The organism is Butyrivibrio sp. WCE2006 (assembly GCF_000701985.1).
Lineage (GTDB): Bacteria > Bacillota > Clostridia > Lachnospirales > Lachnospiraceae > Butyrivibrio.
On record NZ_JNKH01000006.1, the window covers coordinates 14,989 to 29,589 of the forward strand.

The 14,601-nt window shown below is 42.3% G+C and carries 12 protein-coding genes; all 12 read left to right on the top strand.

The window, feature by feature from the left end; all coding sequences use genetic code 11:
• Window positions 1-372 precede the first annotated feature (372 nt).
• The 12 genes from T501_RS05810 (at window position 373) to T501_RS05865 (ending at window position 14,596) form a co-directional block, all read left to right on the top strand.
• Window positions 373-978: a hypothetical protein gene (locus T501_RS05810; RefSeq protein ID WP_044913816.1), complete on the top strand. Its 606-nt coding sequence runs from the start codon at window positions 373-375 to the stop codon at window positions 976-978.
• Entirely contained in the window at window positions 924-1,922 is a 999-nt protein-coding gene (locus T501_RS05815; RefSeq protein WP_081843055.1) for a serine/threonine protein kinase, read from the top strand. The genes T501_RS05810 and T501_RS05815 overlap by 55 nt, the downstream gene beginning before the upstream one ends.
• A 63-nt stretch (window positions 1,923-1,985) precedes the next feature.
• The gene (gene uvrB, locus T501_RS05820; protein ID WP_044913818.1) at window positions 1,986-3,980 is read left to right on the top strand and encodes an excinuclease ABC subunit UvrB; all 1,995 of its coding nucleotides are present in this window, start codon (window positions 1,986-1,988) and stop codon (window positions 3,978-3,980) included.
• A 212-nt stretch (window positions 3,981-4,192) separates the two neighbouring features.
• Window positions 4,193-7,072, top strand: a complete 2,880-nt coding sequence (gene uvrA / locus T501_RS05825; protein WP_044913886.1) for an excinuclease ABC subunit UvrA — start codon at window positions 4,193-4,195, stop codon at window positions 7,070-7,072.
• 205 nt (window positions 7,073-7,277) lie between these two features.
• On the top strand, window positions 7,278-8,270 hold the full coding sequence (locus tag T501_RS05830) for a rod shape-determining protein (RefSeq protein WP_026509564.1): 993 nt from the start codon (window positions 7,278-7,280) through the stop codon (window positions 8,268-8,270).
• Window positions 8,271-8,293: 23 nt separating this feature from the next.
• Entirely contained in the window at window positions 8,294-9,154 is an 861-nt protein-coding gene (locus T501_RS05835; protein WP_044913819.1) for a flagellar hook-basal body protein, read from the top strand.
• A gap of 186 nt (window positions 9,155-9,340) precedes the next feature.
• Window positions 9,341-10,168: a flagellar hook-basal body protein gene (locus tag T501_RS05840; RefSeq protein ID WP_026509562.1), complete on the top strand. Its 828-nt coding sequence runs from the start codon at window positions 9,341-9,343 to the stop codon at window positions 10,166-10,168.
• Between the two features lie 95 nt (window positions 10,169-10,263).
• The gene (locus T501_RS05845; protein WP_026509561.1) at window positions 10,264-10,638 is read left to right on the top strand and encodes a hypothetical protein; all 375 of its coding nucleotides are present in this window, start codon (window positions 10,264-10,266) and stop codon (window positions 10,636-10,638) included.
• A gap of 167 nt (window positions 10,639-10,805) precedes the next feature.
• Window positions 10,806-13,028, top strand: a complete 2,223-nt coding sequence (gene recD2, locus T501_RS05850; RefSeq protein ID WP_044913820.1) for an SF1B family DNA helicase RecD2 — start codon at window positions 10,806-10,808, stop codon at window positions 13,026-13,028.
• The gene (locus tag T501_RS05855) at window positions 13,018-13,737 is read left to right on the top strand and encodes a ComF family protein (protein WP_050008165.1); all 720 of its coding nucleotides are present in this window, start codon (window positions 13,018-13,020) and stop codon (window positions 13,735-13,737) included. Before recD2 ends, T501_RS05855 begins: the two co-directional genes overlap by 11 nt.
• Before the next feature lie 30 nt (window positions 13,738-13,767).
• Window positions 13,768-14,199, top strand: coding sequence for a flagellar protein (locus T501_RS05860; RefSeq protein WP_026509558.1), 432 nt, complete (start codon window positions 13,768-13,770; stop codon window positions 14,197-14,199).
• Between the two features lie 7 nt (window positions 14,200-14,206).
• Window positions 14,207-14,596 (top strand): hypothetical protein, encoded by a 390-nt coding sequence (locus T501_RS05865; RefSeq protein WP_026509557.1) that lies wholly within the window; start codon window positions 14,207-14,209, stop codon window positions 14,594-14,596.
• Window positions 14,597-14,601 lie beyond the last annotated feature (5 nt).

Below are 14,601 nucleotides of genomic sequence, written 5' to 3' on the forward strand. Positions count from 1 at the left end.
GTGGATTTGAATGAATCGCAACGGATTCAAAAATACATTATCAAGTACTCTACTTAAAGGGGCGTCGCTTTAGATGATTATATCATCTGGGCGATGCCCCTTGTGTTATGTGAAAGTATTTACTGACGGCCCAGCACTGCAGACGAAAACAAACATTTCAGTTCAGATACATGAGGGGCTGGCATCAAAAAGACTGTTACATAAAATGTAAAATATATGACTTTTTGTGGGCAAAAGCGGAAAAACAAGAATCTATGACTTTACAAAGTTGTTCTTATAGGGTATAGTCTTCATTGATTTTTATTCTGATTAAGAATTCGGATTCACCGGATTCAATTTCCATTAATAATTTAATTGAAAGGAAGTGTGACTTTGGATTATTATGCGGCTTTTCTAAGAGAGCCGGGAGAAAAATTAAATAATGACGGACTTATGATAAAGGGTTTTCATACTGATAAAAATGATGATGTTGTCGTCATGGTGCTAAGTACTGATTACAGAAACGGAAAACTGAGTGATAAGGTAGTGAGGACTGCTGAAAAAATAGTTAATAAAAAGGCAGGAAAATGCAGGCAATTACTTAAAAAGCTCTTTTTTAAATACAGTAAAAGAGGCTTTTTTATATGGAGATATGACACTGATTTAACTATCCTGATTTTAAAGGGCATAAACTATTATGTGTTAAACAGTGGGAAAAACAAGGTCATGAGAGCGGGAAGGCTTTCGATAGAAGAAATAAGCAAGGAAAGTGCAGATTATTACTGCACCAAAGGGAGACTTTCAGAGGGAAGCACTATCATTGCAGGAAATGAAGCCTTTTTTGAAAGGCAGATTGGAGCTGACATATATAAAAGGCTATGTCCGCAGATGTGCACCGGTCAGAATTCCATGCAGAAGAATATTGAATATTTAAGCGAGCTTCTATGGAGCAGAGGAGAAAAGCGGCCAGTATCAGTGGTGGCGGTATGTGTAAGATGAAGAGGTTTAGATCGCTTATTGGTTTTGGCAGAAGTATAGGTGATGTGGAGAGATTGGCATCAGCTACTTGCTGCGACGCAAGTATATGCGAAACGGAGAAATCAGTATCTGTCATCGGTAGCGGTGGTAATGCCAGGGTTTACAGGACAACTGCCATAAAGGGCAACCGGGAATGTGCAGTGAAAATTGCCAAAAAAGGAGAACTGTACAGAACACAGTTTGAAAATGAGAAAAGAATCCTGAAATATCTGGCAGCAAGCAAGTGTAAAGTTTCGCCAAGGCTATATAGTGGAAGCGATAATGAAATTGTTATGGAGCTTATTTCCGGATACACATTGGATAAGCTTGATGTCAGAAGGTATTCGGAACTTGAGATAAAAGAGCTTTTTATGTGTCTTTGCGATGCTCTTTTGGAACTTCATGGTTTAAATCCGCCGGTGATACACAGGGACATAAAACCCTCTAATATAATGCTGGATGATAAAGGGAATATAAGGATTATTGACTATGGCACGGCTAAAATCCTTGAATGCTATGGGAAGGAGATACCGGGCGCTGAAAAAGAATGTACAGGTGTCGGGACCAGAGGCTTTGCGGCTCCGGAACAGTACGGCGGATTTGACGAGGGCATCCGGACTGATATTTATCAACTGGGGCAGACCATGGAAAAATGTCTTAATGAAGTTGCGGTTTCCTCTAAGTTCAGGGAGAGTATGGATGTAATCATCCAAAGATGCAGCAGCACCTGCATTGGAGAAAGATATGCAGGGGCAGCAGATATTAAACTTGATATTTTAAGACTTAAGGCTGCCAAAAAAAGAAAGTGTTTTATTAAATTTTGTGAAAGTTTTCAGGAACGGAATCGAAAGAATCGCATAAATACCGAGAAAGAAGCCATTTTTATTGATATAGTAAGGACCTGTGATTCGATTGAGTTTTTATAAAGCATGTGATACAATTAAATGATTGAATCGAAAATATGTTCGGACAACAGCAGAGGTAATCGCATGGATCATTTTGAACTTAAATCTGAATACAAACCGACAGGTGATCAGCCTCAGGCTATAGAAGCATTAGTGGAGGGGTTTAAGAAGGGAAACCAGTTCGAAACTCTTCAGGGAGTTACCGGCTCAGGTAAGACCTTTGCAATGGCAAATGTAATTCAGGCACTGAATAAACCCACTCTTGTTATCAGTCATAATAAGACTCTTGCAGGACAGCTATATGGTGAGTTTAAGGAGTTTTTCCCTAATAACGCCGTAGAGTACTTTGTGTCATATTACGATTACTATCAGCCTGAAGCCTATGTACCTCAGACGGATACCTACATTGCCAAGGATTCTGCCATCAACGATGAGATAGATAAACTAAGGCTATCTGCTACAGCCTCCCTTACTGAGAGACGGGATGTTATCGTTGTTGCCAGTGTGTCATGTATATACGGACTTGGTAGCCCGGATGAATTCAAGGGAATGTCAATTTCTCTGCGACCGGGAATGGAGAGGAGCAGGGATCAGATACTTAAGGATCTGGTTGCCATCCAGTATACAAGAAATGACCTTGACATAAACAGATGTAACTTCCGCGTAAGAGGCGATACAATTGAGATTTTCCCTGCACAGGCAGATGATTATCTCATAAGAGTTGAGCTTTTTGGAGACGAGATAGACAGAATATGCGAGGTTGAGCCTGTTACGGGAGTTATAAAAAATGAACTCAGTCACGTAATGATATATCCGGCCTCTCATTATGTTGTTCCTCAGGAAAAAATTAATCTTGCCTGCAAGAACATAGAAGCTGAGCTGGATGAGCAGGTAAAGTTTTTTAAGGGCGAGGATAAACTGATTGAAGCCCAGAGAATAGCAGAGCGTACTAACTTTGATGTGGAGATGATGCGTGAAACTGGTTTTTGCTCCGGCATTGAGAACTATTCAAGGCATCTTAATTTTGCAGCACCCGGTTCTCCACCGCTTACACTTATGGACTTCTTTGACGGTGAATTTCTGATAATTGTGGATGAGTCCCATATGACAATCCCTCAGATAGGAGCCATGTACCATGGAGACAGATCCAGAAAGACCACGCTGGTGGATTATGGATTCAGACTTCCTTCTGCACTTGATAACAGACCGCTTAATTTTGAGGAGTTTGAGACTCATATTGATCAGATGCTGTTCTGTTCCGCTACGCCGGGACCCTATGAAGCAGAGCACGAGCTTCTCAGGGCTGAGCAGATAATAAGACCTACAGGGCTCCTTGATCCGGAGATATCCGTGAGACCTGTTGAAGGACAGATAGATGACCTTATTACCGAGATCAACAAGGAGACAGCTAAAAAGAGTAAGGTGCTTGTAACTACTCTTACAAAGAAGATGGCTGAGGACCTGACGGAATATCTTGCAGAGACAGGCATTCGTGTAAAATACATGCATTCAGATATAGACACCCTTGAGAGAGCACAGATAATAAGGGACATGAGACTTGATGTATTTGATGTGCTTGTGGGAATCAACCTACTAAGAGAGGGCCTTGATATACCTGAAATATCTCTGGTTGCCATAATTGATGCAGATAAAGAAGGTTTCCTTCGCTCTGAGACATCGCTTATTCAGACCATCGGAAGAGCTGCGAGAAATGCTGATGGACACGTTATCATGTATGCGGATAACATGACTGATTCCATGAAGAACGCCATAGAGATAACGGAGCGCAGAAGGAAAATTCAGCAGGCTTATAATGAGGAGCACGGAATAACACCTCAGACCATAAGAAAGGCAGTTCGAGACCTTATAAGCGTAACCAAGGCTGTTGCAAAACAGGAGGTTCAGTTTGAGAAGGATCCCGAGTCCATGGATAGGAAAGAGCTTGAAAAGGTTATTAAGGATGTTGAGAAGCGCATGAAGCGGGCAGCTACGGAACTTGATTTCGAAACTGCAGCAATGCTGAGAGACCAGATGATAGATCTGAAGAAACATCTTTTGGAGGTAACCGGCGGAAAATGATAGATTCCTGTTTTTCCTTAGAAAAACGGGAATCGTATTGGACTAGGTCCTCGCAAAGCGAGGGGCGTGTCCTGCAAAGCAGGATTCTTGCGAGCGATTTCCGCTTTTGCCCGCAAGAAGCTGGTTACATATACAACATGTGATGCTCGCGGGATATTTTACCGGAGTATATAGAATTCTTGAGGACGATAAAAATGGCTGAAAATTCACATATGATAAAAGAAAACACATCTGCAAAGCGAATATTATCGGATGACATCCATGATTACATCCGTGTTCGCGGCGCTAATGAACACAATCTTAAGCACGTAAAGGTAAATATACCAAGAGAGACCCTCACAGTATTTACGGGGCTCTCCGGTTCAGGTAAATCTTCCCTTGCCTTTGACACTATTTTTGCTGAGGGACAGAGACGATATATGGAATCTCTTTCTTCCTATGCGAGAATGTTTTTGGGACAGATGGATAAGCCTGATGTGGAAAAAATAGAAGGGCTGTCACCTACAATTTCAATCGATCAGAAATCCACCAACAGAAACCCCAGATCTACTGTCGGAACAGTTACAGAGATTTACGATCACTTCAGACTTTTATATGCAAGAATAGGAATTCCTCACTGCCCGAATTGCGGACGTGAGATAAGGAGACAGAGCGTTGATGAGATGGCTGATCAGATTCTCTCTCTTCCTTCAGGAACCAGGTTCCAGATTCTGGCACCGGTTGTCAGAGGACGTAAGGGTGAGCATGCCAAGGTTTTGGACAGAGCTAAAAGAGCAGGCTTTGTGCGTGTGAGAATAGATGACAGTCAGTATGACCTCTCAGAGGAGATCAAGCTCGATAAGAACATAAAGCACAATATCGAGATTATTGTCGACAGACTTGTTATCAGAGATGAGGTTGAGGAATTAAGAGGCAGACTTACAGATTCAATAGAGAGCGCTCTTAATCTTGCTGAGGGACTTTTGACAGTAGATGTCATAGATGGAAAGCCCATGAACTTTAGTCAGAGCTTTGCCTGTCCTGACTGCGGGATAAGTATATCCGAGATTGAGCCCAGAAGCTTTTCCTTCAATAATCCCTTCGGTGCCTGCCCTGAGTGTACAGGTCTTGGCTATAAGATGGAATTCGACGAGGAGCTGATGATTCCTGATAAATCCCTATCCATAAATGATGGATGTTTTCAGGTAATGGGATGGCAGTCTTCTAATAAGGAAGGCAGCTTTACCAATGCAACTCTTAAGGCTCTTGCGAAGGAATACAAATTCAGCATGGATACTCCGTTTGAAAAGCTCAGTCCCAAGGTCAGACATATGCTTGTATACGGTGCTGACAGAGAAGTGACAGTGGCATATTCGGGACAGCGCGGAGAAGGAAGATATCCCATAAAGTTCGACGGACTTATAAAGAATGTGGAGCAGAGGTATCGCGAGACATTTTCTGAAAACCAGAAGGCAGAATATGAGCAGTATATGAGAATTACACCCTGCCCTGCATGTAAGGGACAGAGACTAAAGGCTGATTCCCTGGCTGTGACGATTGATGATAAAAATATATATGAGATAACATCAATTTCGATTGGAGAGCTTCATGAATATCTTGAAGGATTAAAGCTCACAAAGCAGCAGGAAATCATCGGAGCACAGGTACTTAAGGAAATCAGAGCAAGAGTAGGCTTCCTAATTGATGTTGGCCTTGATTATCTGTCATTGTCCAGAGCTACAGGTACACTATCTGGCGGTGAAGCACAGCGTATAAGACTTGCAACCCAGATCGGGTCAGGTCTCTGCGGAGTGTGCTATATCCTTGACGAGCCGAGTATCGGACTTCATCAGAGAGATAATGATAAGCTTCTTAATACCCTTAAAAACTTAAGAGACCTGGGTAATACACTTATCGTGGTTGAACATGACGAGGATACTATGAGAGCTGCGGATTACATAGTGGATGTGGGGCCGGGAGCAGGCTCCCATGGTGGTGAGATTGTGGCAGCAGGAACCGCCGAGGAGATAATGAAGGTAAAGGAATCCATAACCGGACAATATCTCTCAGGAAAGCTTAAAATTGCGGTTCCGGACCACAGAAGACAGCCCACAGGATGGATAAAGGTAAAAGGAGCTCAGGAGAACAACCTTAAAAATATTGATGTTGAATTCCCTCTTGGAGTATTAACCATAGTAACCGGTGTCTCCGGTTCGGGAAAGAGCTCTCTCGTAAATGAGATACTTTACAAGCATCTTGAGAGAGACCTTAACAGGGCAAGATGTATTCCCGGAAAGCACAAGGGAATAGAAGGAATTGAGCAGCTTGATAAGGTAATTGCTATTGACCAGTCTCCCATCGGAAGAACACCCAGATCCAATCCTGCTACATATACAGGCGTATTTGACATGATAAGAGATCTTTTTGCAGGTACTCCTGATGCCAAGACAAGGGGCTATAAGAAGGGCAGATTTTCCTTTAATGTAAAGGGCGGAAGATGCGAAGCCTGCGGCGGAGACGGCATAATAAAGATCGAAATGCATTTCCTGCCGGATGTCTATGTTCCCTGTGAAGTCTGCGGCGGAAAACGTTATAACAGAGAGACGCTGGAAGTCAGATACAAGGGCAAGAACATATATGATGTTCTTGATATGACAGTTGAAGAAGCTCTGCCGTTTTTTGAAAACATCAAGACCATAAAAAGAAAGATAAAGACTCTTTATGATGTGGGACTTGGCTACGTTAAGCTGGGACAGCCCTCAACAGAGCTATCCGGAGGAGAGGCACAGAGAATAAAGCTTGCCACAGAGCTTTCAAGGGCAAGTACCGGAAAAACAATCTATATTCTTGATGAGCCTACTACAGGACTTCATTTTGCGGATGTGCAAAAGCTCGTTAAGATCCTTCATGAACTTGTTGATGCCGGGAATACTGTAATTGTGATAGAACACAACCTGGATGTCATAAAAACCGGGGATTATATCATTGATATGGGACCTGAAGGCGGCTCCGGCGGTGGTACGGTTGTGGCAAAGGGAACACCTGAAGAGGTGGCAAAATGTAAGAAATCTTACACAGGTAAGTACATCAAAAAAATGTTGGAAAAAAAATAAATATTTTTTGATAAAAAGTATAAAGTTTTTATAAAGTTCTGCCGATAAACCTATAGACAAGTGTAGAGCCAATTAAAAAATTGTGATTTGATGTTTCAAATATTGCCCTATTGGTTTATAATGCTTAATGAATTATATCTTTAAATAATTATTGTGAGCGACTATGCGCTCTTAGCCTTATTTCCAGAAAGGGGTAATAGATTTCATGCAGTATACAGATATTGGAATTGACTTAGGTACAGCCAGCATCCTGGTTTATATCCGTGGTAAGGGTGTAGTTTTGAAGGAGCCTTCAGTTGTGGCTTATGACAGGGATACTGAGAAGATCAAGGCAATCGGTGAGGATGCGAGACTTATGCTTGGTCGTACACCAGGTAATATTGTTGCTGTAAGACCGCTTAGACAGGGTGTTATTTCAGATTACAAAGTCACAGAGCAGATGATGAAGTACTTCATCACCAAGGCTATTGGACACAGAACCTTCCGTAAGCCGCTCATAGCAGTTTGTGTACCGAGTGGAGTTACAGAAGTTGAAAGAAAAGCAGTTGAAGATGCTACTTTAATGGCCGGTGCAAGAGATGTCCGTATTATCGAGGAGCCTATTGCTGCAGCCATTGGAGCAGGTATAGATATTACAAAGCCTTGCGGTAACATGATTGTTGATATAGGTGGTGGTACATCTGATATCGCTGTTATCTCACTTGGCGGAACAGTTGTAAGTACATCAGTTAAGATTGCAGGCGATGACTTTGATGAAGCAATCGTAAGATATATGCGTAAAAAGCATAATCTTCTTATCGGTGAGAGAACTGCAGAAGATATCAAGATCAAGATTGGTGCAGCTTATCCCAGAGCTGAGGCTGATTATATGGATGTCAGAGGACGTAACCTGGTTACAGGTCTTCCTAAGACAGTTAAGGTTTCATCTGAGGAGACAGAAGAGGCTCTTCGTGAGACTACAGCTCAGATCGTAGAAGCTATCCACGGAGTTTTGGAGAAGACCCCTCCGGAACTTGCTGCTGATATCGCTGACAGAGGAATTGTCCTTACAGGTGGTGGAAGCCTTCTTCGCGGACTGGATGACCTCATTGCTTCCAAGACAGGCATCAATACTGTTACAGCTGATGATCCGATGACGGCTGTTGCTATCGGAACAGGAAGATATGTAGAGTTCCTTGCAGGTTATCGCGAAGTATAAAATAAATAAATAGGGGACGGTATATGGTTAAAGGTCTGTACACTGCATACACAGGTATGGTAAACGAACAAAAACGCATGGATATCGAGACAAATAATCTCGCCAATGTGAATTCTACCGGTTTCAAGGAGGAACGTTCGGTAAGCCAGTCATTCCGTGATCTTCTGGCATTGAAGATTAAGGACTATTCTGATGCGCCCTGGACTGCCAGGAGACTTGGTCTTATGAATCCGGGAGTTAAGCTCGCCGGAACCTATACTAACTTCGAACAGGGAGGGCTCAGACAAACAGGTCAGACCTTTGATCTTGCTCTTAATAACGGGCTTCCCAATGTAGATGACAACTCTGTTAATGACAACATGACAGCGGGCGGTAATGCCTTTTTTGCAACGTCTTACGCATCAGATGATCCTGATGGCGGCGGACAACTTATCAAATATACCAGAGACGGTAATTTTACCCTTACGCTTGATGGCTACCTGGTCACAAGTGAGGGTAATAATGTCCTGGATGTCAACAATAATCCCATTCAGATAGATCCGAATATAGATGCTACAATAAATCAGGACGGTACTATAGTCCAGGATTTGAACGTGGTTTCAACCATACAGGTTGCAAGATTTGACAATCCTCAATTTTTACAGAGATATCAGGATAATGCTTTCATTATCGGTGAGGGTGGTGCTCAGGTGGTTTCGACCACGGCGGCAGAAGCTAATGCCACTGTTAATCAGGGATATCTCGAAGCTTCAAATGTAAGTGTGGTTGATGAGATGGTTAACATAATTACCATACAGAGACAGTATGATACCAATTCCAAGGCTCTGCAGGCTGAGGAGGACACATTGGATATAGCAGTTAACCAGCTTGGAAAAGTTCAGTAAGGACTATTAATCTTATAGAGTGAATAGCCGATATATTAATTGGCAGATTACAGACTATTGGATTTCTTTGGAAATTCGATATTCGTATTGGAGCAGTTTCTTGAAAAACGCAGGATTCTTGAAGGCTTTTCCATATTGCATTTAAGAAGTCGTTGTTTTGGCAACTGCACGGCTAGGAGGTATTTTATGGTAAGAAGCTTATGGACAGCAGCATCCGGAATGAATGCACAACAGACGAATGTAGACACCATAGCAAATAATCTGGCTAACGTTAACTCTGCAGGCTACAAGGCACAGAGTGCAAAATTTAAATCATTGCTTTATCAGGAGCTTAAGACCAAGACGGTTCAGACCACCGGATCACCGGTTAATTCAGATGTAGGTCTTGGTGTAAGAGTTTCCTCGATTAATTCGTTCTTTACACAAGGAAACCTTCAGGACAATGATTCAAGCTCAGCATTTGCGATACAGGGAGATGGCTTCTTTGCTTACTCAACTGATGCGCAGAACCTTGATCCCACTAATATAAGGTTTACCAGAAACGGTAACTTTGTATGGGCTCTTACAGATCAGAACACTCTGGAACTTACAACCTCTGAAGGTAATCCGGTAATCGGTGTTGATGGCAATCCGCTCATTGTAAATGATGAGACTATCAAGGCATCAGATATCACCTGTGATACTGAGGGCAATCTGTACTACCTTGATGCAAATCAGGTAAGACAGGATATCGGAACAATCGCACTGTTCCAGTTCAGGAATGCTGAAGGTCTTGAGAGAGTTGGAGATACAAGCTTTATGGCTACTATGGCAAGTGGAGATCCGCTTCCTGAAGCAACAACACCCGGAATCAAGCGAAGTCAGGTTGTTCAGGGATATCTCGAAGGCTCAAATGTAAGTGTTGCTACGGAGATGGTTAATCTGATTGTTGCGCAGAGAGCTTACGAGATGAATTCAACAGCTATCACCACAACGGATGAGATGATGCAGACAGCAAACCAGCTTAAGAGATAATTAGTGTGAGATGATCCTGTTTTATAAGGCTTTGAGGAATATGAATTTGTCTTATAAATTGTGGATTTCACAGGATTTTCGCAAGGGGAAACAGCATGGCTATAGATATGAATTCAATGAATGTGTCCGGAATATCGCAATTTGCTGCAAGTCAGGCTTCATCTGAAAAGGCGAATCAGGCGGCATCAAAAGCCAGGAATGCCAAAACTGATGAAGATCAGGCAAAAGCCGATAAAGAGCTTATGGATGCCTGCAAGCAGTTTGAAGCATATTTTATGGAACAGATTTATAAAGGATATGAGAAGACGGCAAAAGTATTCAGCAAGGACGAATCGAAATCCATGGGTACCCTTGTTGACTATTTCAAAGATATGACAATTCAGGATATAGCTGCCACGGGGGCAGATACACAGAGCAATGGTTTTGCTCAGATGCTTTATGAGAACATGAAGCGCAATTATGATTTATAAAATGTAATCAAAGTCCCTCTTTTTATTACAAAAGAGGGATTTTCTATGTCTGTACGTGGTAGGATTAGTAGAATACGTTAATCGAAAACAATTTTGGTGACGGTTTTCACATCACTAAAGGGAAAACTGCAGACAGGAAATACATTTGTTTATAGATGAGGAGTAACATGGAAGTTAAGGGATATATAGATCATTTTATATATAGAAGCCCGGACAGAACCTATGGAGTAATGGTTCTGATATCAGATGGAGAAGAAATCACCTGCGTCGGAAGTTTTATTGATGTGGATGAGGGTGACACTCTGGAAATTTCCGGAGACATGACTAATCATCCAGTCTATGGCGAACAGATAAAGGTCAGCAGTTATAAAATTGCTGCCCCTGATGATGTGGAGTCCATGGAGAGGTATCTGGGCTCAGGCGCCATCAAGGGAATTGGCGAGACCATGGCAAGGCGCATTGTGAAAAAATTCGGCAAGGATACCTTCAGGATAATTGAAGATGAGCCTGAAAGACTTGCGGAGATAAAGGGAATAAGCGAGAAAAAAGCGAGAGATATAGCTATTCAGCTCACTGATAAAAGGGAGATGCGCGATGCCTTTGTTTTTATGGCGGGATATGGGATATCCAGTACCATGTCAGTGAGAATATATGAAAAATACGGCGCACAGGTATACAGGATTTTAAAGGAAAACCCTTATAAACTTGCAGATGATATTGAAGGGATAGGCTTTAAGACCGCAGATGAGATTGCTGCAAAGGTCGGCATAAGCGTGGACTCAGAGTTCAGAATAAGAAGCGGAATAATGTATGTCCTTCTGGAATCTGCCGCAGATGGAAACAGCTATCTTCCAAAGGACGAGCTTTTAAGAAAAAGCAAGGAACTTCTGGGTGTTGATGAACAGAATATCGAGGTCATGATGGACAACCTCATGGCTGAGAGAAAGCTTATATACCGAGGAGAAAACGAAGTATATGCAGCTTCCTACTTCTATGAGGAGCAGGCGATAGCTGTGATGCTAAATGAGCTTAATCTTCAGGTCTCTCATGAGAGTGAGGAGTCACTTATAAAAAGAATAAAGAAGATTGAGGAAAGGCGCCAAATTGAACTTGATGATCTTCAGAGAAAAGCAGCAGCGGCTAGTGCTGTTAACGGAGTGGTCATTGTAACGGGAGGTCCCGGTACAGGTAAGACCACAACCATCAACACAATAATCGAATATTATGCCGAGGAGCAGATGGAGATACTTCTTGCAGCTCCCACCGGAAGAGCTGCCAAGAGAATGACGGAAGCAACAGGCTATGAAGCATCCACTCTCCACAGATTACTTGGAGTCGGTGGAGGAATCTCAGATGATTCTGGAGAAAAGTCCAGAATCCATTTTGAGAAAAATGCAGATAATCCCCTGGAGGCAGACGCGATAATAATAGATGAGATGTCCATGGTTGATATGCATCTTTTTGCAGCGCTTTTAAAAGCAGTGCTTCCGGGAACCCATCTTATCCTTGTGGGTGACAGCTCCCAGCTTCCAAGCGTCGGACCTGGGCAGGTATTGCATGATCTTATAGCAAGCGGAGCCTATACGACAATTACCCTTCAGAAAATTTTCAGGCAGGCCAAGGAGAGCGATATTGTTATGAATGCCCATCATATCAAGGATGGTGAGGAGATAAAGCTGGACAATAAGAGCAAGGATTTCTTTTTTCTGAAAAGAGATAATGCCGATGTGATCTACAAGCATATGATCGAGCTAATAAGGGACAAGCTTCCGGGATATGTTAAGGCATCAAGCAGTGACATACAGGTGCTGACCCCAATGAAGAGAGGGCCTCTGGGGGCGCAGACATTAAATACTATACTACAGAGATATTTAAATCCTGCGGATGACAACAAGAAAGAATATGTTCACGGGGACAGAGTCATAAGAGTCGGTGACAGAGTGATGCAAATACACAACAACTATCAGGCTGAGTGGGAAGTTCAGGGAAAACATGGAATCACTGTGGAAAAGGGGCTTGGCATATTCAACGGTGATATGGGAGTTGTAAAAGAGATAAACACTGTGATGAAGGAGCTTGTAGTGGAATTCGATGAAGGAAGAAGAGTTGTTTATCCTTTTTCTGATCTTGATGATCTTGAGCATGCGTATGCCATTACTATACATAAGTCTCAGGGATCGGAGTATCCTGCAGTGATACTTCCGCTTCTGGGAGGACCAAGGATGCTCCTTAACAGAAATCTTTTGTATACTGCCGTTACCAGAGCACAGAAATGTGTTGTGGTTCTTGGAAACAGGGAAACTATCGATACCATGATAGAAAACGAAGAGCAGCTTAAAAGATATACCGGTCTTATGGACAGAATCCGGGAGGTTGCAGTTGCAGGTTAAGGAATTTTTTGATCATGCAATATCCATCCTCTATCCCAGAAGATGTCCTGTATGTGATGGAATCGTAGCGGCAAAAGACGGACTCATACACAATAAATGTAAAAAAATCATAAAATTTGCCGGAACAGTAACATGTTTAAAATGCGGTAAGCCGATTAAAAATAGAGAGGAAGAGTTCTGCAGTGACTGCAGAAAGACGAAACATTATTTTGACAGAGGATTCGGTGTATTCAGATACAGAACCATATCCGGCTCAATATACAGGTTCAAGTATTCCGGGCGAAAGGAGTACGCAGATTTTTATGCCAAAGCCACCGGTGAGTATCTTGGAGACTTGATAAAGGGACTGAAGGCAGATGCCATAATACCTGTTCCAATGTACCGAAGAAAGCAGAGGATAAGAGGTTATAATCAGGCAGAGGTATTTGCTGATGCCCTTGGAGATGAGCTTGGAATTCCTGTCAGAAATGATGTTGTATCAAGGAACAGAAACACGGTTCCGATGAAGGTTCTTTCCGCATCACAAAGACGCTCAAATTTGAAAAAAGCTTTTAATATAAGCAGAAATGATGTAAAATTTAAATGTATAATCCTTGTTGATGACATTTACACGACCGGCAGTACTATAGATGAGCTAGCCAGGGAATTTCGTAGACATGGGGTAAATAGGATATTCTTTGTGACGCTTGCAATTGGCCAGGTGGTGTGAAAATAAGCACTGCAAAAGTAGGAGGCAATCATGAGTAATGTTCGTAATTGTTCAAGATGTGGCAAGATGTTCAACTATATCGCAGGTGATGTTCTCTGCGAGAACTGCAAGAAATCAATTGAGGAGAAATTCCAGCAGGTAAAGAAGTATATCCAGGATAATCCCGGCTCAGGACTTAAACAGATATCCGATGAGTGCGAAGTTAGTACCAAGCAGCTCAAGAAGTGGATCCTGGAAGAGAGACTTATGTTCACAGAACAGTCTCCGATTCAGATTACCTGTGAGAATTGTGGTGAACGTATACAAACGGGAAGATTATGCGCAAAGTGCAAGGCAACTGTTACCAATGCGCTCAGTGACACTGTCAAGAAGCGCCAGGAGGCACTTGCAGCTGAGATTGCCAAGAAACAGGCAGCACAGAAATCGGATCAGAAATCCGGTATGAAATTTCTTAGGACATGATGAATTTATGTTAAATGAGGAGAGAGTAATCCTGATGACCAGGATGGCTGCTTACGAGCAGCATGAGGGGAAAAAGAATAACGCTATAAACTCGTACTTTCGCAGCGACTATGTCGGATTCCAGGTACTGAAATCAATCATCAGTGCCACAGTGGTTTATCTGATACTGGTCGCTGCATATGTGATGTATCATTTTTCTGATGTTTTGCAGGATGTATATAGTACTGACATTGCTGCTACCGCCAGAAAATATCTGCTTTATTACATTGTGCTTGTAGCCGTATATTCAGTGATTTCATACATCATTTATTCTATTCGCTATGGGAAAATGCGGAAAAATATGAGAGCATATTACTCCTGCCTGAAGAGACTTGGCAGAATGTACGAAAAGGAATAGGAAAA

Excerpts from the sequence above, each read along its gene's own strand:
- T501_RS05815 (WP_081843055.1), top strand. The coding sequence starts at position 924 with ATGGAGCAGAGGAGAAAAGCGGCCAGTATCAGTGGTGGCGGTATGTGT.
- uvrB (WP_044913818.1), top strand. The coding sequence starts at position 1,986 with ATGGATCATTTTGAACTTAAATCTGAATACAAACCGACAGGTGATCAG.
- uvrA (WP_044913886.1), top strand. The coding sequence starts at position 4,193 with ATGATAAAAGAAAACACATCTGCAAAGCGAATATTATCGGATGACATC.
- T501_RS05830 (WP_026509564.1), top strand. The coding sequence starts at position 7,278 with ATGCAGTATACAGATATTGGAATTGACTTAGGTACAGCCAGCATCCTG.
- T501_RS05835 (WP_044913819.1), top strand. The coding sequence starts at position 8,294 with ATGGTTAAAGGTCTGTACACTGCATACACAGGTATGGTAAACGAACAA.
- T501_RS05840 (WP_026509562.1), top strand. The coding sequence starts at position 9,341 with ATGGTAAGAAGCTTATGGACAGCAGCATCCGGAATGAATGCACAACAG.
- T501_RS05845 (WP_026509561.1), top strand. The coding sequence starts at position 10,264 with ATGGCTATAGATATGAATTCAATGAATGTGTCCGGAATATCGCAATTT.
- recD2 (WP_044913820.1), top strand. The coding sequence starts at position 10,806 with ATGGAAGTTAAGGGATATATAGATCATTTTATATATAGAAGCCCGGAC.
- T501_RS05860 (WP_026509558.1), top strand. The coding sequence starts at position 13,768 with ATGAGTAATGTTCGTAATTGTTCAAGATGTGGCAAGATGTTCAACTAT.
- T501_RS05865 (WP_026509557.1), top strand. The coding sequence starts at position 14,207 with ATGTTAAATGAGGAGAGAGTAATCCTGATGACCAGGATGGCTGCTTAC.